Raw genomic sequence first — 18632 nt, 5'->3', positions numbered from 1 at the left:
CACGGACCGCCGTGGACCTGTGCGCTCCCTTGACTGGCAGAAACTTCCCGGATATTGGTGACTCCTCGGAAGTTTCCTTCAGTGGTTCACCCTGCACCTCCACGGATCCCCCTCCGGAAGGAGCGCACGTGCCCGACACGAGCACGGGAAACACCGCCCGGCCCGCCAGACGCACCGTCCTCGCCGCGACCGCGGGCCTCACCGCCGCCCTCGCCGCCGGCGGGACCGCGCACGCCGACGCCGCCCCCGGCGACAAACGGCTCCGCGCCCTCATCTCCCGTATGACCCTGGAGGAGAAGGTCGGCCAGCTCTTCGTCATGCGGGTGTACGGCCACTCGGCCACCGCCCCCGACCAGAGCGACATCGACGCCAACCTGGACGAGATCGGCGTACGGACCGCCGCCGAGCTGATCGCCAGGTACCGCGTCGGCGGCATCATCTACTTCGCCTGGGCACACAACACCAGGGACCCCCGCCAGATCGCCGAGCTGTCCAACGGCATCCAGCGGGCCTCCCTCGGCCGGCCCCGCGGGTTGCCCGTGCTCATCGCGACCGACCAGGAGCACGGCATCGTCTGCCGGGTCGGCAGGCCCGCCACCCTCTTCCCGGGCGCGATGGCCGTCGGCGCGGGCGGCTCCCGCGCCGACGCCCGCACCCTGGGCCGCATCTCGGGCGCCGAGCTGCGCGCGATGGGCATCAACCAGGACTACTCCCCCGACGCCGACGTGAACGTCGACCCGGCCAACCCGGTGATCGGCGTACGGTCCTTCGGGGCCGACCCGGACGCCGTGGCCGGGCTGGTGGCGGCCGAGGTGACGGGATATCAGTCGTCCGGGGTCGCGGCGACCGCCAAGCACTTCCCCGGGCACGGGGACACCGCCGTCGACAGTCACTACGGCTTCCCCGTGATCACCCACAGCCGGGACCGGTGGGAAGGGCTCGACGCGGCCCCCTTCCGCGCCGCGATCAGGGCCGGCGTCGACTCGATCATGACCGCGCACATCCAGTTCCCGGCCCTGGACGACTCGGGCGACCCGGCCACCCTGTCCCGTACCGTCGTCACCGGCATCCTGCGCGAGGAGCTGGGTTACGACGGGGTCGTGGTGACCGACTCCCTCGGCATGGAGGGCGTGCGGACCAAGTACGGCGACGACCGGGTGCCGGTGCTCGCGCTGCAGGCGGGCGTCGACCAGCTTCTCAACCCGCCGACGCTCGATGTGGCCTGGAACGCCGTGCTGGCGGCCGTGCGCGGCGGCGAACTGACGGAGGCCCGGCTCGACGAATCGATCCTGCGCATCCTGCGCCTCAAGGCCCGGCTCGGCCTGTTCGACCACCCGTACGCCGACCCCGCGCGGGTCGGCCGCACCGTCGGCACGCCCGCGCACCTGGCCGCCGCCGACCGGATCGCCGAGCGCACGACGACCCTGCTGGTCAACGAGGGCGGCATCCTCCCGCTGTCCCGCCGGACGCACCGCAAGCTCCTGGTGGTGGGCGCCGATCCGGCCTCCCCGTCCGGTACGACCGGCCCGCCCACCGGTGTCCTGGCCGCCGCCCTGACCGAGCTGGGCTTCACGGCCACCGCGCTCTCCACCGGCACGGCACCCTCCGCCGCCACCGTCGCGCGGGCGGTGGCCGCCGCGCGGGACGCGGACGCGGTGGTCGTGGGGACGTACAACGTCTCGGCGGCCGGCTCCCAGAAGTCTCTCGTCGAACAGCTCCTCGCCACCGGGAAGCCGGTCGTGGCCGTCGCCGTCCGCAACCCGTACGACGTCGCGCAGCTGCCGTCCGTACCGGGCTGCCTGGCGACGTACTCGTGGACCGACGTGGAGCTGCGCGCCGCCGCCCGGGTGATCGCCGGGCGGGTCGCACCGCGGGGCAGGCTGCCGGTGCCGGTGCCGCGGGCGGACGATCCGGGCCGGGTGCTGTACCCGATCGGACACGGGCTGTCGTACTGAGCGCTTCGCTGGATCTGGCGCGATATGTCGTCGACCATGTGCGGCGCCGTCGTGGCTGGGCGCGCAGTTCCCCGCGCCCCCTTGGGGTCATGCCGTCGGCCATGTGCGGCGCCGTCGTGGCTGGGCGCGCAGTTCCCCGCGCCCCCTTGGGGTCATGCCGTCGGCCATGTGCGGCGCCGTCGTGGCTGGGCGCGCAGTTCCCCGCGCCCCTTTGGGGCGCGGGTGGAGGGGGCTGCGTCCGCCGTACGGACGGTGGGCGCAGCCCCTTGTGTCATGGGCGCAGCGCCTGTTCGCGCTCCACGTCGCGGACGTCCAGCCTGGCGTCGAAACGGGCCAGTGGCCGGGCCGCCGACGGGTCCGCGGCGACCGCCGGGGAGGCGACACCGGCCCACTCCAGGACGCGGGCGGTGGCCAGCGCCTTCTCGTCGGCCACCAGACCGGCCACGTTCGCGCCGTGGTTCATGCCGGGCGCGGTGAGCACGTACGAGTCCCGGGCGCCGTGGCCGAGGCGGAACCGCTCGGCGCCCCAGGGGTCGTTCTGGCCGTAGACGAAGAGCATGCGCGTGGCGTGGTGGCGGACCCAGGTGTCCACGTCGCGCATCGCGTGCGGCTGGAACTTCATCGGGATGGACCGGGGCACGAAGTTCCGGGGCGGCTGGTAGCCGTACTTGATGTACTTCTTCTCGATGTACGGGAAGTGGATCGTCGGCGCGCCCAGCTGCGTGCCCGCCTGGTAGTAGTACGGCGTGTACGGCTCCAGGCCCTGGTCGGTGTAGGCGGAGAAGCCGGAGATGGCGTCGACGGAGTCCCAGATCTCCCGGTCGGTGGCGTGCTCGGCGTCCGCCGGTACGGTGTCGCAGGCGGCCAGGCCGCTGTACTGCCAGAAGCCCCAGACATAGTCGAGGACGACGGCCTCGTAGGCGCGGTCCAGGCTGCCGATGGTGCCGAAGGTGAAGTCGTTGTCCGCGGCGTACGCCGCGTACGTCTCCTCCAGCGCCTGACGGCGCACCAGCGCCTCCCGCTGGACCGCGTTCAGCCGGTCCCGGCACTCCTTGGTGCCGACGGTCGCGAAGAACCGGTCGTAGGCCGAGTCCTCCTTGTTGACCACGTCGTTGGGGGCCACGTACGCCACGACGCCGTCCATGTCGCGCGGGTAGAAGCGCTCGTAGTAGGTGGCGGTCATGCCGCCCTTGGAGCCGCCCGTCGCAAGCCAGTTGGCGGGGTAGATCTTCTTCAGGGCCGTGAAGATGCGGTGCTGGTCACTGGCCGCCTGCCAGATGTCGAGCTTGGACCAGTCGGCCGGGGCCGGGCGGGACGGGGTGAAGAACCGGTACTCCATGGAGACCTGGTTGCCGTCCACGATCTGGGTCGGCTCGCGGCGGCTGGGGGTGGTGGAGACGTTGTAGCCGCCGGTGTAGAAGACCGTCGGGCGGGAGACGTCCTTGTGCAGCACGGTGATCCGCTGCTGGAACGTGCCCTTGGACGGGTGCCGGTGGTCGACCGGCTGGGTGTAGGTGAGGACGAAGAAGCGGTAGCCGGTGTAGGGCTTCTCCTCGACCAGGCTCATGCCCGGTATCGCGAGGAGCCGTTCCTCGATGTCCGTGCCGCCGGTGGTGGCCGGCTGGGCAGCGGTGGCCGTCCCCGCCGTGCTCAGCGTGCCTATGAGCACCGTGAGCGCGAGCAGCCATCTGAGCGCCTTGCGCATGCACCCTCCCTGTGAAACAGATGTGCGCCGGAAGCTATCGGAGCAACTCGCTTCACACCAGAGGGGATTGACTCAGCGCCCGGTCGGCGGGGCGGGCGGGCCCGGCGGGGTCAGCACAGGATCCAGCCGGAACTCACCGAGCCGCGGGCCACCGCCCCCTTGACCCACACGCACCGGTGCCCGGCGTGCACGGTCACCGGGCCCGCCCGGTACGCGAAGCGGCCCTCGTCCACGACCGGGCGGTTGCCGCGCGCCTGCACACTGACCGACATGGTGCGCTTGGTGCCGGGCTGCGTGGGGAGGGTGACCGCGCAGACGTAGCCGTTGCGCTTGTAGACATGCACGGCGCCGGTGGCGAAGGGCAGGGTCTTCACCTTGCGCCCGGCGCAGAGACCGTCCGACGCCGCCAGCGCGCCGCCGGGCGCCACCAGGACGAGCGCCCCGGAGGCGGCCAGCACGGCCACGCCGAGCGCCAGCCGCCTGCGCATCGCACCACTGCCCACTGTCGTCCTCCCGTGTCGCGGACGCCGCACGACCGTCGGCGGTACGACGGCCGGGCGGCGGTGAACGTACTGATGTACGGACGCACGACATGCGTCGGATGGTTGCGCGGCCGTGGGCGACGGGGGCCGTCCGGCTGACGGGGCGTCGGCCGCCGGTGGTCCGCCGGGCGCCGACGGCGGACCGGCCGACAACGACACGCCGGCCAGCGACAACCCACCCACCGGGCAACGACGCGTCGGCCGACGCGCCCGTCAGACGGCGATCACCCACCCGACACCGACGGCAGACCGGACGACAACGGCACGCCGGCCAGCGACAACCCGTCCGCGGGGCAACAGCACTCCGGCCAGCAGCACCCGTCAGACGACGATCACCCACCCGACGACAACGACACGCCGGCCAGCGACAACCCACCCACCGGGCAACGACGCGTCGGCCGGCAGCGCCCGTCGAGCGGCGATCACCCACCCGACACCGACGGCAGTCCGGACGACAACGGCACGCCGGCCGACGACAACCCGTCCGTGGGGCAACGGCGCTCCGGCCGATGCGCCGTCAGCCGGAGACGCCGACCGGTTCCTCCGGCTCGGACCGGCCGACGAAGGTCCGCCACAGCCCGGCGTACCGTCCGCCGCGCGCCAGCAGCTCCTCGTGGGTGCCGTCCTCGGCGACCCGCCCGTGGTCCATCACGACGACCCGGTCGGCGCGCGCGGCGGTGGTCAGCCGGTGGGCGACGACAAGCGTGGTGCGGCGGCCCGCGAGCCGGTCGGTGGCCTGGTTGACCTGGGCCTCGGTGGCCAGGTCGAGGGACGCCGTCGCCTCGTCGAGCAGCAGCACATCGGGGTCGACCAGCTCCGCGCGGGCGAGCGCGATCAGCTGCCGCTGGCCCGCCGAGAGGTTACGGCCGCGCTCGGCGACCTCGTGCAGATAGCCGCCGCCGAGCCGGGCGATCATCTCGTGCGCGCCGACCGCCCGGGCCGCGGCCTCCACCTCGGCGTCGGTGGCGTCGGGGCGGCCGTAGGCGATGGCGTCGCGGACGGTCCCCTGGAAGAGGTACGCCTCCTGCGGGACGACGCCCAGGCGGTGGCGGTACGAGGTGAGGTCGAGGTCGCGCAGGTCGGTGCCGTCGACCGTGACCCGGCCCGCGGTGGGGTCGTAGAACCGGGCCACCAGCTTGACCAGGGTGGACTTGCCGGCCCCGGTCTCACCGACGAAGGCCACGGTCTGCCCGGCCGGTATCCGCAGCTCTATCCCGGTGAGGGCCGCCTCGCCCGGCGCGTCCGACCCGTCGCCGCGGTACGCGAAGTGCACGTCCTCGAAGGCGATGTCGCCGCGCAGGGAGAGCACGTCGAGCGGCGCCGCGGCGGACTCGGTGGACGTCGGCTCGCGCAGCAGCTCCTGGATGCGGCCGAGGGAGACGGAGGCCTGCTGGTAGCCGTCGAAGACCTGGGAGAGCTGCTGCACGGGGGCGAAGAACAGGTCGATGTAGAGCAGGTAGGCGACCAGGGCGCCGGTGGTCAGGGTGGCCGCCTCGATCCGGCTCGCGCCCGCGACCAGTACGGCCGCGGCGGCGGCCGAGGCCAGCAGCTGGACGAAGGGGAAGTAGACGGAGATCAGCCACTGGCCGCGGATGCGGGCACCGCGGTAGCTGTCGCTGCGCTCGGCGAACCGGCGCGCGCCGTCCCGCTCCCGCCGGAAGGCCTGCACGATACGCAGCCCGGACACTGACTCCTGGAGGTCGGCGTTGACCACCGACACCCGCTCGCGGGCCAGTTCGTACGCCTTCACGCTGGCCCGGCGGAAGAAGACGGTGGCGACGATCAGCGGCGGCAGGGTGGCGAACACGACCAGCGCGAGCTGTAGGTCGATCACCAGCAGGACGACCATGATGCCGAAGAAGGTGACGACCGAGACGAACGCGGTGACCAGGCCGGTCTGCAGGAACGTGGACAGCGCGTCCACGTCCGTGGTCATCCGGGTCATGATCCGGCCGGTCAGCTCCCGCTCGTAGTAGTCGAGTCCGAGCCGCTGGAGCTGGGCGAAGATCTTCAGACGCAGGGAGTACAGGACGCGTTCGCCGGTGCGCCCGGTCATCCGGGTCTCACCTATCTGCGCCGCCCACTGCACGAAGACGGCGGCCAGGGCGAGCAGCGAGGCCGCCCAGACGGCGCCCAGCGCCATCCGGCTGACGCCCTGGTCGATGCCGTGCCGGATCAGGACCGGCAGCAGCAGGCCCATGCCCGCGTCGACGGCGACGAGCAGCAGGCTGACGAGCAGCGGGCGGCCGAAGCCGCGCAGCAGGCGCCGCAGGCCGTACGACTGTTCCGGCCGGACGGCCCGCGCCTCGTCGATGTCGGGGGTGTCGGTCGCCGGGGGCAGCGCCTCGACCTGGGCGAGCAGTTCGGGGGTGGCCGGGGTGCCCGCGAGGGCGGTGTCCTTCGGTTCGCGGTCGCCGCTCCACAGGCGCGGGGTCACACCGCGCTCGGCGTCGAACTCGGCGTCCAGCTCGTCGCGTACCGAGGTGTCCTCGCGCGGTGCGGCGGGCGGGGCGTGTCCCGGGGAGACGCCGCCGAGTTCGTCGGGGTCGGTGAGGAGGCGGCGGTAGAGGGCGGACCGCTCCTGGAGCTCGTCGTGGGTGCCGATGTCGGCGAGCCGGCCGGCGTCGAGGACGGCGATCCGGTCGGCGAGGCCGAGGGTGGAGCGGCGGTGGGCGATGAGCAGGGTGGTCCGGCCCGCCATGACCTGCTTCAGCGCCTCGTGGATCTCGTGCTCGACGCGGGCGTCCACGGCGGAGGTGGCGTCGTCGAGTACCAGCAGCCGCGGGTCGGTGAGCAGGGCGCGGGCCAGGGCGAGGCGCTGGCGCTGGCCGCCGGAGAGGGTGAGGCCGTGCTCGCCGACCTTGGTGTCGTAGCCCTCGGGCAGCTCGGCGATGAAGCGGTCCGCCTGGGCGGCACGGGCGGCCTGCTCGATCTCCTCGAAGGTCGCGTCCGGGCGGCCGTAGGCGATGTTGGCGCGCACGCTGTCGGAGAAGAGGAAGGAGTCCTCGGGGACCAGGCCGATCGCGGCCCGCAGGGAGTCGGAGGTCAGCTCGCGCACGTCGTGGCCGCCGATCAGGACGGCGCCGTGGGTGACGTCGTAGAAACGCGGCAGCAGCAGGGAGACCGTCGACTTGCCGGAGCCGGAGGAGCCGACCACGGCCAGGGTCTCGCCCGGCCGGATCTCGAAGCTCAGCCCCCGCAGGACCGGGTGCCGCGGCTCGTACCCGAAGGAGACGTCGTCGAACTCGACGGTCGCGGGGGCGTCGGCGGGCAGGGTCTTGGTGCCCTCGCGCAGGCTCGGCTCGGTGTCGATCAGCTCCAGGACGCGTTCGGTGCCGGCGCGGGCCTGCTGGCCGACGGTGAGGACCATGGCGAGCATGCGGACCGGGCCGACCAGCTGGGCGAGGTAGGTGGAGAAGGCGACGAAGGTGCCGAGGGTGATGTGGCCGCGTACCGCGAGCCAGCCGCCGAGGGCCAGCATGGCGACCTGGCCGAGCGCCGGGACGGCCTGGAGGGCGGGCGTGAACCTGCTGTTCAACCGGATGGTGCGCAGCCGGCCTGCGAACAGCCGGCGGCCGACGTCGCGCAGCTTGCCGGTCTCCTGCTCCTCCTGCCCGAAGCCCTTCACCACGCGTACGCCGGTGACGGCGCCGTCGACCACGCCCGCGACGGCGGCGGCCTGGGCCTGCGCGTACCAGGTGGCGGGGTGCAGCCGGGAACGGCTGCGCCTGGCGATCCAGCCGAGGGCGGGGGCGACGGCGAGGGCGATCAGGGTCAGCGGCAGCGACAGCCAGGCCATGACGGCCAGGGAGATCAGGAACAGCAGGACGTTCCCGATGGTCATCGGGAGCATGAAGAGCAGGCCCTGGATCAGCTGGAGGTCGCTGGTGGCGCGGCCGACCACCTGGCCGGTGGACAGCTCGTCCTGACGGCGGCCGTCGAGACGGGTGATCGTCTCGTACATCTCGGTGCGCAGGTCGTGCTGGACGTCGAGGGCGAGCCGGCCGCCGTAGTAGCGGCGGATGTAGGTGAAGACGTAGACCAGCAGGGCGGCGCCGATCAGGGTGGCCGCCCAGGGGGCCATGGCGCGGCTGTGGCCGCCGATCACATCGTCGATGATCACCTTGGTGACCAGCGGGACCAGCGCCATGACGGCCATGCCCGCGAGGGAGGAGCCGAGCGCGAGGACGACGTCCTTGGGATAGCGCCAGGCGTATCCGGCCAGCCGTCTTGCCCATCCCCGTTGCGGTGTCACGCAGCCGCCTCCCACTCGTCCCGACCATCCGCAACCCACCAACACCCGAGCCCCCGAATTTCATCCCCCCGCAACAAACCACTCCGCCGGGTTGGCCCGATCCGGAGGTACCGCTTCGTCCGCCGACCGCTTGCGGGAGCCCCAGTTCACGGGGACCGGGCTACTGGGTTCGGCCGGATTGCTGGGTCCGGCCGGACTACTGGGCTTGACCGCATTGCCGGGTCCGGCCGGACTGCCGGGTTCGGCCGGACTGTCGGGTTCAGCCGGGTCTGGGATCGATCGGGTTACGTAGTGGATTCGGCCAGTTTGCCAAGTTCGGCCGAATTCCGGGCTCGGGCCGGTTCTGGGCTCGGCGGGTTCCCGGGGCGCCCGGCCGGTCGGGGGAGCGGCCGATGTCGATGAGACGAACTCCTGGCTTCGCCCCCCCCGGGTCCGCTGCCGGGCCCACGCCGGGCAGCTCCGCGCGCTCCCGGATGCCGGTGCCGGTCTAGTAGGTCGAATCCCGGCGGTGGGGCACTCGTCGGTGGCTCACTGCCAGGGTTCTGTCCGATCTTGCCGGGCTTGGGCGCGGGCGGCGTTGGTCGGCGTGCGGCCGATAAGCCCAGCGGGAGGCGTCCCCGCGCAACGATCGTGGACGGGCTGCGGTTCAGCTCGGCGGCTATCTGCCGGAGGGAGGCGTTCTCCCGCAGCCGCTCGGCGATGTGGATGCGGTCGGCCTCGCGCCAACACAGCCGATAGGCGAGGCCAGCCCCGCCGAGCGAGCGGGTCACCACCCCGCGGGCGGAGCCGACCGCGTCCACGGGCACCGAGCCGGAGAACTGGCCCAGCCGACCAGGCAACCGCACCGGACGAGCGGAACCAATCACGCAGACCGGGAACGATGGGGCCCACCGCACCCCGCGCAAGCGGCTCACCACCCCACCCGGCGGCCGCGCACGCACCGAACCGGTCGACGGAGCCAGCCGAACCAGGCGGGCCGGGCGCGGTGATGCAGCTCACCGCCCCCGCGACCGCGGCCGATAGACGAGGCCAGCCACACCGCACGAGCCGGACCAGTGGACGAGATCAGCCGCACCCGGCGACCGCGCCGGATGAGGGGCGCCCACCGCACCCCGCATGAGCGGGTCACCACACCACAGGACCCCACCCGGCGGCCGCGCACCCACCGAACCGGCGGGAGGGATCAACCACGCCACGGGCCCCGAACCGGTCGACGGAGCCAGCCGGACCAGGCAACCGCACCGAACGGCGGAGCCAATCACGCGGGCCGGGCACGGTAATGCAGCTCACCGCCCCCGCGATCACAGCCGATAGACGAGGCCAGCCACACCGCACGAGCGGGTCACCACACCACGGGACCCCACCCGGCGGGCGGAGCCGGCCGCGTCCACGGGCACCGAGCCGGCGGACGGGACCAGCCGCGCCGCGGGCCCCGAGCCGGAGAGCGGGCCCAGCTGGCAAGGCAACCGCACCGAACTAGCCCAATCACGCAGGCCGAGCACGACAGGGCCCCACCGCACCCCGCGCAAGCAGCTCACCACCCCACCCGGCGGCCGCGCACGCACCGAACCGGTCGACGGAGCCAGCCGGACCAGGCGGGCCGGGCACGATGATGCAGCTCACCACCCGCGCGACCGCGGCCGATAGGCGAGGCCACCCACACCGCACGGGCCGGACCGGTGGACGGGATCAGCCGCACCCGGCGAGCGCACCGGATGAGGGGCCCCACCGCACCCCGCGCAAACAGCTCACCACACCACAGGACCACCCGGCGGCCGCGCACGCACCGAACCGGTGGGAGGGATCAGCCGCACCACGGGCCCCGAACCGGTCGACGGAGCCAGCCGGACCAGGTGGGCCGGGCACGGTGATGCAGCTCACCACCCTGCGCGCCCGCCGCGCGAGCGGGTCGCCGCGCCGCGGGCAGGGTCGGTCGAGTGAGCGGAGCTCACCGTGCACGCGGCCCGTCGGTCAGATGCGTACGCGCAGGTGGTAGAAGCGGGTCGTCTGGGCTGTGTTCTGGTTGTCGTCGCTGACCAGGACGACCTTCAGGCGGCCCCGGTCGCGGCCCGTGATGACCATGCCCTCGATGTTGTCGAGGAGCGGGTTGGGCTGGGGCTGCTTGGCGGTGGCGCCCAGGGACGGGCAGTCGACGAGGTCCGCCAGCAGGGTCTTCTTGATCAGCCGCACGCCCGGCCGGCCGGTCAGGTTCTCGACGCCGCTGGTGTCGGTGGCGCGCCGCGGGTCGGCGAGGTAGAGGCGGACGGTGTTGCCGACGCCGGTGGTGTAGCCGCGCTCCAGGACCAGCAGCCGGCCGTCGGGGGTCGCCTGGACCTCGGGCACGCCGAGCCCCTTGTCGGCGCGGTAGGCGTACTGCGCGGAGAGCCGGAAGTGGTCGCCCTTCGTCCGCTGCCAGGTCTGGAAGCGGACGGTGTCGGCGGCGTCGCCGGAGAGCGCGCCCTCCATGGCGGCCAGCAGCGTGCGCCCGCCGGGCAGCAGGGTCAGGCCCTCGAAGGTCTGGTTGTTCGTGGCGCGCCCCGCAGGGGCGACCAGCAGCGAGGACGGGACCGGCAGCCGGTCGAGGATCCGGCCGTCGCGGGAGTAGCGGCGTACGGACGGCTCGGTCTCGGAGCTGATCAGCCGGGTCCCGTCGCGGTCGATGACCAGGCCCTCGGAGTCCAGCTGGGCGCCCTTCTCGTCGGCGAGCGGGAGGACCGACGTCGGCTGGAGAGTCCGCGCGTTCAGCCGGAAGAGCTCGGAGCGGTCGGAGAGGGCGGCGAGCGAGCCGTCGCGGTCCACGGCGAGCGCGGAGAAGTTGCCGACGAAGGAGCCCTCGTACGTCGTCTTGTCCAGCGCGTCCGAGAAGCGGTCGACGGAGACGGCGGGCGAGCAGGCGTTGCCCGTCGCGGAGGCCGCCCCTGCGGTGCCCGCGGCGGTGAGGCAGGTGGCCGCGGCCAGTGCGGCGGTGAAGGTGGCGAGTGCGGTTCTCATGCGCATGGGCGTCACCGTAGGGCAGGTCGGTGACGCCGTGGGGTCCGCGCAGTGAAGGCTCAGCTTCCGGCCGCGGCGAGGTCCTTGTGGATGGCCTTGGCCACGCCCTGGACGGTGCTGATGCCGTAGTTCATCGTGCTGTTGCCGTGGGTCAGCACGGTGATCATGTAGTCGTGCCCACGGCCGTCGAACGTGCCGACGCTGTGCACCCGCCAGCCGTGCGTGGAGCGCTGCAGCCAGCCGTTCTTGACGTGCACGGAGACACCGGAGGGCGCGCCGTACGGGGTGCCCCAGCGCTGCGCGGGGACGACCTGGCCCATCAGCTTGCGGACGTAGGCGCGGGAGTTGTCGCTGAGCACGGCGTTCTTGGCGGTGACGAGCTTGAGCAGCTTCTGCTCGTCGGCCACGGTGATCTGGGTCAGGCCCCAGTGGCCGTTCGCGCCCGGCTTGGTCTGCGTCATCTTCGCGGCGGCCAGGAAGCCCTTGATCTTCGTCAGGCCCAGCTGCTTCCACAGCTTGCTGGTCGCGTCGTTGTCCGACTTGGTGATCATGGCCTTGGTGAGCGTGGCCTCACGGTCGGTCAGATAGCGGTTGTGCTTCTTCGCGTCCCACAGCAGCGTGGCGAGGACGGTGACCTTGACGACGCTGGCCGAGTCGTACGCGGTGGAGGCCCGCAGGGTGCAGGTCGTCGTGGAGGTCCGGTCGTAGAGGCCGACGGCGACGGTGCCCTTGCGGCCCGCGAGGGCGGCCGTGATGTCCTTCTGCAACTTGCCGGCGAGGCCCGCCCTGGCGGACGTGCAGCTGACCGCCGGCGCGGTGGCGGCGGCGGCCGGCGCGGCGACGACGAGACCCGGCACGAGCGCCGCGGCACCGACGCCCGCCGCCAGTACCGCGGTTCGTCTGGATATCCGATGAGTCATGTACCTGTTGACTCACAAGTACGAACGAAAGGTTGTACGTCCCGGCGTGTTCACAGGAAGCGGCAAGGCGCGGCACAGCGGCCACCCACCCCGGCCGGGCACGATGCGCCGGTGACCTCAGCCACCGATCCAGTCCCCCACCCGGCCCCCCACTCGACCGCACCCCCGGAGACGCCGCCCACCCGCCATGCGGCGCCCCGGACCGCGGCGCCCCGCTGGTCGCTCCCCGCGCTGGCCGCGATCATGATCCTGGCGGCGGTGCTCTACTCCTGGAACCTCTCCGGCTCCGGTCTCAACAGCTTCTACAGCGCGGCGGTGCTCAGCGGCACCCAGAGCTGGAAGGCCTGGTTCTTCGGCTCGTTGGACGCGGGCAACTTCCTCACCGTCGACAAACCACCGCTCGCCCTCATGGTCATGGGCCTGTCCTGCCGCGTCCTCGGCTACGGCACCTGGCAGATGATGGCGCCGATGGTCGTGGCCGCGCTGGCGACGATCTGGATCCTGCACTCGTCCGTGAAGCGGGTGTGGGGCCACGGGGCCGCCGCGGTCGCCGCGCTGGTCCTGGCGCTGACCCCGATCACCGTGGCCATCAACCGCGACAACAACCCCGACACCCTGCTGGTCCTGCTGATGGTCGGCGGGGCGGCGCTGGCGCTGCGCGCGGTCGCGGCCGGCCGGCTGCTGCCGCTGCTGGGCTCGGCGGCCTGCTTCGGCCTCGCGTTCAACACGAAGATGCTCCAGGGCTATATCGCGCTGCCCGCCGTCTTCGCGGTCTATCTGTACGCGGCCCGGCCGCCGCTCGTGAAGCGGATCGTCAATCTGCTGCTCGCGGCCGTGGTGCTGGCCGTCGCCAGCTTCTGGTGGGCGGCGGCGGTCTCTCTCGTCCCCGCGTCGGAGCGGCCGTACATCGGCGGTTCCACGGACGGCACCGCCTGGAACCTGATCATGGGCTACAACGGCCTCGGCCGGATCTTCGGCGGCGACGGCAACATGGGCGGCGACGGAGGGGGCGGTGGGGGCGGCTTCTCCGGCGCCGCCGGGCTCGGCCGGATGTTCAACGACATCCTCGGCGGCCAGATCTCCTGGCTGCTGCCCTTCGCCGCGGTCGCCCTGGTCGCCGGTCTGCTGCTGTGCGGGCGCTCCCCGCGCACCGACCTCACCCGCGCCGCGCTGGTGCTGTGGGGCGGCTGGACCGCGCTGCACTTCCTGACCTTCAGCATGGCCGAGGGCACCATGCACCCGTACTACACGACCGCGCTCGCGCCCGGCATCGCGGCGCTGTGCGGGGGCGGCGGGACGATGCTGCTGCGGGCGTTCCGCGCCGACAAGCGCTGGGCGTGGGTGCTGCCCGTGGCCCTCGCGGTGACCGGGATCTGGGCGATCGTGCTGCTGCGCCGGGCGGCGGGCTGGCACACCTGGCTGTGGCCCACGGTCGGCGTGGTCATGGCGGCGGCGGTCGTGGGCCTGCTGGTCTTCCGCGACGGCAGGCGGCTGCGGCTGCTGGCGGCCTCCGTGACCGCGGCGGTGGTCGCGGCGGTGGCGGGCCCGGCGGCGTACGCCTGGTCGGTGCCCTCGGGCTCGGGCGGCGGCATGGGCGGTACGAACCCGACGGCGGGCCCCACCACGGGCGGCGGCTTCGGCGGCGGGGGCGGCTTCGGCGCGAACGGGGGTCCTGGCGGCGGGGGTTCGGGCAACGGCGAGATGCCCGGGCAGGGCGGCGCGAACGCGGAGGCGGGCGCGGGCTTCCCGGGCGGTGGCGCACCCGGCGGCGCGTCGCCCGGCGGTGGTGAAGCGCCCAGCGGCACGCCCGGCGACGGTGAGCTGCCCGGCAGCGGTCAGCAGGGCGACGGCCCGGCCGGCAACGCCTCCGGCGAGGGCGGCACCGGGCGCGCGGGCGGCTTCGGCGGCATGCCCGGCACAGGCGGCATGGGCGGCGGTGCCGACAGCGAGCTGATCGCGTACCTGAAGAAGCACCAGGACGGCGCCACCTGGCTGCTCGCGGTGTCCGGTTCGCAGAGTGCGGCGCAGCTCATCGTGAGCAGCGGCCGGCCGGTCATCTCTATGTGGGGCTGGTCAGGCACGGACCGGGCGATGACGCTCGCGAGGCTCAAGGAGCTGGTGAAGAAGGGCGAGTTGCACTACATCCAGCTCGGCGGCGGTGGCCTGGGCGGCGGCCCCGGCGGGGACAGCGGCGTCAGCTCCGAGGTCACGGCCTGGGTGCGGAAACACGGTACGGCGGTGCCGGAGAGCGCGTACAGCAAGACCGCGTCGTCGGAGTCGTCGGATACGTCGTCGGACTCGGGTTCGTCGTCGAAGTCCTCTTCGGATTCCGCGTCCGAGTCGTCGTCCGGCTCGGCCGACAACGCGGCGACCTCGTCGACGGTCTACCGGCTGGACCCGTCGGACGTGAGCTGACCCCGTCGCCGCACGGCCCCTCGGCCCCCGACCGCCCCACGGTCGGGGGCCGTTCGGTGCGCGGCGGACGGAGCGTGTCGCATTCCGTCACGCAACCGACACCCGCCGTACACCACCGCCATCGCATGTCCATGTCACCCTACTCGGTGCCGCCTCCATTCAACCCGCGTAGAACGGACCCCACATGATGTCGGCGACACCCCTGCGCCGCTGGAGGACAGTGGCGTTGACCACGGCCACCGTCCTGGTCGCGCTCACCGCCCCCACCCTCACCGCGGCCCCGGCCCTGGCGACGACGACCGCGTACGACACGACGTACTACAAGAACGCGGTCGGCAAGTCGGGCACGAGCCTCAAGTCCGCCCTGCACACGATCATCAGCAGCCAGAGCAAGCTGTCCTACGCCCAGTTGTGGGACGCGCTGAAGGTGACCGACCAGGACCCGAACAACAGCAACAACGTGGTCCTGCTGTACTCGGGCATCTCCCGCAGCAAGTCCCTCAACGGCGGCAACGTCGGCGACTGGAACCGCGAGCACGTCTGGGCGATCTCGCACGGCAACCTCACCACCTCGACCGGCCCCGGCACCGATCTGCACCACATCCGCCCCGAGGACGTCCAGGTCAACTCCACCCGCAGCAACAAGGACTTCGACGAGGGCGGCAGCACCTTCACCAACTCCGGTGGCAGCCGCACCGACTCGGACTCCTTCGAGCCCCGCGACGCCGTCAAGGGCGACGTGGCCCGCATGATCCTCTACATGGCGGTCCGTTACGAGGGCGGCGACGGCTTCGCCGACCTCGAACCGGACGAGAAGGTCAACAACGGCAGTACGCCCTACATAGGCAAGCTGTCGGTCCTGAAGCGGTGGAACGACGAGGACCCGCCGGACGCCTTCGAGGAGCGCCGCAACCAGGTCATCTACGACTCCTACCAGCACAACCGGAACCCGTTCGTGGACCACCCGGAGTGGGTGGACGCCATCTGGTAGACGCGCCACGGCCGCCCCTCCGGTGCGGCCGGTCCTGGGCCCGGGCTGCTGCCGGCCCGGGCCGTCGTCCTCAGCCGAGATGCGTCGGCGCGAACATCCGCAGCACCGCAGGGAGCACGACCACCGACGGCCCTGGTGTCGCCAGCGCGGTCGCCAGGTCCGCCTCCAGGGTCTCCGGGCCGGTACGGACACCCGGCACCCCGAAGGACTCGGCGAGCGCCACATGGTCCGGACGGATCAGCTCCGTCGCCGTGGCCCGGCCGAACGCGTCGGTCATGTGCGCGCGCAGGATGCCGTGACCGCCGTCGTCGACGATCAGCCAGGTGACGTTCAGACCGTACTGGCGGGCCGTCGCCAGCTCGGCGATCGAGTAGAGGGCGCCGCCGTCGCCCGACACCGCCAGCACCGGGCGGGTCGGGTCGGCGACGGCCGCGCCGAGGGCCGCCGGGAAGCCGTAGCCGGGGCCGCCGGCGCCCTGCGCCGAGTGCATGGCGTTCGGGGCCTGGGCGTCGAAGGCCGACCAGGCCCAGTAGGCGAGGATCGTCATGTCCCAGAAGGACGGGGCACCGGCCGGCAGGGCGCGCCGGACCGCGGCCAGCACGTCCTGTTCCAGGGCGAGTTCCTGGGCGGCGATGCGGTCGGCGACCTTGGCGAGCAGGGTGCGCACCCGCTGCGGCGCCGCGGCGTCCGTGCGCTCCGCCACCGTCTCCAGCAGCGCCTGCAGGGCCGGCCGGGCGTCCGCGTGGATGCCCAGGGCGGGGTGGTTGGACTCCAGCTTGCCGAGGTCGGCCTCGATCTGGATCACCCGGCCGCGCGGCGCGAACGTGTGGTGGTTGGAGGACAGTTCGCCGAGTCCCGAGCCGACCACCAGCAGGACGTCCGCGTCCTCCAGGAAGTCGGTCGTGTGCCGGTCCTCCAGCCAGGACCGGAGGGAGAGCGGATGCTCCCACGGGAACGCGCCCTTGCCGCCGAAGGTCGTCACGACCGGGGCGTCGAGGCGCTCGGCCAGCCGCAGCAGCTTGCCGGCGGCGTCCGCCCGGACCACTCCCCCGCCGGCGATGATCGCCGGGCGGGCGGCGCGCGCGAGCAGATCGGCGGCGAGGGCGGTCAGTTCGGGGCGCGGGGGCAGTTCGTCCGGGGTGGCGTCCGGCGCGGTCACCACCGGCAGGGCCGTCTCCGCCAGCAGCACGTCCTGCGGGATCTCCACCCACACCGGGCCGTGCGGCGCGGTCAGCGCCGACTTCCAGGCGGCGGCGAGCGCGGACGGGATCTGTGACTGGGCGCGGACGGTGTGGACCGACTTCACCACACCCCGGAACGAGGCCGCCTGGTCCGGGAGTTCGTGCAGATAGCCGTGGCGGCCACCGCCCAGCCCGGCCGTCGGGATCTGGCTGCTGATGGCGAGGACCGGGGCCGAGGCCGCCGCCGCCTCCTGGAGCGCGGCCAGCGAGGTCAGCGCGCCCGGTCCCGTCGACAGCAGCAGCGGCGCGGCCTCGCCGGTGATCCGGCCGTACGCGTCCGCCGCGAAGCCGGCGTTGTTCTCCATGCGCAGGCCCACGTAGCGCAGGTCCGAGCGGCGCAGCGCGTCGGACACGCCGGGGCCGTGCCGGCCGGACAGGCCGAACACGGTCGTCGCACCCAGTCCGGCCAGGGTCTCCACGACCAGGTCCGCGCCGCTGCGGCCGGGGGGCGGGCTGAGGGCGGCGGCCGTCTGCGCGGGCGTCGGGCGGAGTACCAGGTCGTGGTCGTGCGTCACTGGGGCTCGGTCTCCTGGGAGCGGTGCGTGCGGGGGGAGTCACACGGTGCGGTCCGCCGCGATCCGGCGGGTCATCAGGGTGGTCAGCTCGTACGCCGTGTGGGAGGCGGCCACCGAGGTGATCTCGGCGTGATCGTACGCGGGCGCCACCTCCACGACGTCCGCCGACACCAGGTTGCAGGACGCCAGGCCGCGCAGGATCTCCAGCAGTTCGCGCGAGGTCATGCCGCCCGCCTCGGGGGTGCCGGTGCCGGGCGCGTGCGCCGGGTCGAGGCAGTCGATGTCGATGGAGATGTACAGCGGCCGGTCGCCGATGCGCCCGCGCAGCTGGTCGGCGATCTCGTCGGCGCCGCGCCGGTAGACGTCCGCCGAGGTGACGATGCCGAAGCCCAGCTTCTCGTCGTCGCTGAGGTCCTGCTTGCCGTAGAGCGGGCCGCGGGTGCCGACGTGGGAGAGGGCGGAGGTGTCGAGGATGCCCTCCTCGACCGCGCGGCGGAACGGGGTGCCGTGCGTGTACTCGGCGCCGAAGTAGGTGTCCCAGGTGTCGAGGTGGGCGTCGAAGTGGAGCAGCGCCACCGGGCCGTGCCGCTTCGCGACCGCGCGCAGCAGGGGCAGCGCGATGGTGTGGTCGCCGCCGAGGGTCATCAGCCGGGCGCCGGTGCCGAGCAGGTCGTCGGCCGCCGCCTCGATGGTCTCCACGGCCTCGTTGATGTGGAACGGGTTCACGGCGATGTCGCCGGCGTCCGCGACCTGGGCGAGCACGAAGGGGGAGGCGTCCTGCGCCGGGTTGTAGGGGCGCAGCAGCCGGGACGCCTCCCGGATGGCGTTGCCGCCGAAGCGGGCGCCCGGCCGGTACGAGACGCCGGAGTCGAACGGCACGCCCACGACGGCGACTTCGGCGGTGCCGACCTCGTCGAGGCGGGGCAGCCGGGCGAAGGTCGCGGGGCCGGCGTACCGCGGGACGCGGGAGGAGTCGACGGGGCCGCGGGGCGTCTCGCTGCTGCTCATGGTGAAATGCCTTCTTTCCTGCGCTTATTCGTGTATGTACCGCTTTGGCGGTGACTCCACCGGTGGGCCGAGGCGGGTTCGAGCGCGCGTCCGG

At 73.0% G+C, this 18632-nt stretch carries 10 protein-coding genes and 1 pseudogene; 3 read left to right on the top strand and 8 right to left on the bottom strand.

Annotation, left to right across the window (positions count from 1 at the left end; translation table 11 throughout):
* Positions 1-128 precede the first annotated feature (128 nt).
* Complete coding sequence (locus CTZ28_RS08270) at positions 129-1955, top strand: glycoside hydrolase family 3 protein (RefSeq protein ID WP_121888611.1); 1827 nt, start codon at positions 129-131, stop codon at positions 1953-1955.
* A gap of 271 nt (positions 1956-2226) precedes the next feature.
* Here the strand turns inward: CTZ28_RS08270 and CTZ28_RS08265 are convergent, their stop codons facing one another.
* The 6 genes and pseudogenes from CTZ28_RS08265 to CTZ28_RS08240 all read right to left on the bottom strand — a co-directional run bounded on the left by CTZ28_RS08265 (position 2227) and on the right by CTZ28_RS08240 (position 12368).
* A complete protein-coding gene (locus CTZ28_RS08265) occupies positions 2227-3660 on the bottom strand; it encodes a S28 family serine protease (RefSeq protein ID WP_121888610.1) in 1434 nt (477 codons plus the stop codon).
* A 110-nt stretch (positions 3661-3770) separates the two neighbouring features.
* On the bottom strand, positions 3771-4163 hold the full coding sequence (locus CTZ28_RS08260) for a hypothetical protein (protein ID WP_121888609.1): 393 nt from the start codon (positions 4161-4163) through the stop codon (positions 3771-3773).
* A gap of 556 nt (positions 4164-4719) precedes the next feature.
* Entirely contained in the window at positions 4720-8457 is a 3738-nt protein-coding gene (locus tag CTZ28_RS08255; protein WP_121888608.1) for an ABC transporter ATP-binding protein, read from the bottom strand.
* A 536-nt stretch (positions 8458-8993) separates the two neighbouring features.
* Positions 8994-9176 (bottom strand): annotated as a pseudogene (locus CTZ28_RS49930) (helix-turn-helix domain-containing protein); the annotation flags it as partial.
* A gap of 1252 nt (positions 9177-10428) precedes the next feature.
* Positions 10429-11454, bottom strand: coding sequence for an esterase-like activity of phytase family protein (locus CTZ28_RS08245; protein WP_121888607.1), 1026 nt, complete (start codon positions 11452-11454; stop codon positions 10429-10431).
* Between the two features lie 53 nt (positions 11455-11507).
* On the bottom strand, positions 11508-12368 hold the full coding sequence (locus tag CTZ28_RS08240) for a serine hydrolase (protein ID WP_121888606.1): 861 nt from the start codon (positions 12366-12368) through the stop codon (positions 11508-11510).
* Positions 12369-12479: 111 nt separating this feature from the next.
* Between CTZ28_RS08240 and CTZ28_RS08235 the strand changes: the two genes are divergently transcribed.
* Positions 12480-14783, top strand: a complete 2304-nt coding sequence (locus CTZ28_RS08235) for an ArnT family glycosyltransferase (protein ID WP_121888605.1) — start codon at positions 12480-12482, stop codon at positions 14781-14783.
* Between the two features lie 187 nt (positions 14784-14970).
* Positions 14971-15774, top strand: a complete 804-nt coding sequence (locus CTZ28_RS08230) for an endonuclease I family protein (protein ID WP_121888865.1) — start codon at positions 14971-14973, stop codon at positions 15772-15774.
* A gap of 70 nt (positions 15775-15844) precedes the next feature.
* Here the strand turns inward: CTZ28_RS08230 and CTZ28_RS08225 are convergent, their stop codons facing one another.
* Together CTZ28_RS08225 and speB are read right to left on the bottom strand one after the other, a co-directional pair.
* Positions 15845-17530, bottom strand: a complete 1686-nt coding sequence (locus CTZ28_RS08225) for a thiamine pyrophosphate-binding protein (protein ID WP_121888604.1) — start codon at positions 17528-17530, stop codon at positions 15845-15847.
* A 39-nt stretch (positions 17531-17569) separates the two neighbouring features.
* Positions 17570-18538 carry an agmatinase gene (gene speB, locus CTZ28_RS08220; RefSeq protein ID WP_121888603.1) on the bottom strand — a complete coding sequence of 323 codons (969 nt, stop codon included), beginning with the start codon at positions 18536-18538 and terminating at the stop codon, positions 17570-17572.
* Between the last annotated feature and the right edge of the window lie 94 nt (positions 18539-18632).

The sequence above is a fragment of the Streptomyces shenzhenensis genome, from assembly GCF_003688995.1.
GTDB lineage: Bacteria > Actinomycetota > Actinomycetes > Streptomycetales > Streptomycetaceae > Streptomyces > Streptomyces shenzhenensis_A.
The sequence above is the reverse complement of the archived record's forward strand: the minus strand, read 5'-3'. Positions and strand labels throughout refer to the sequence as shown.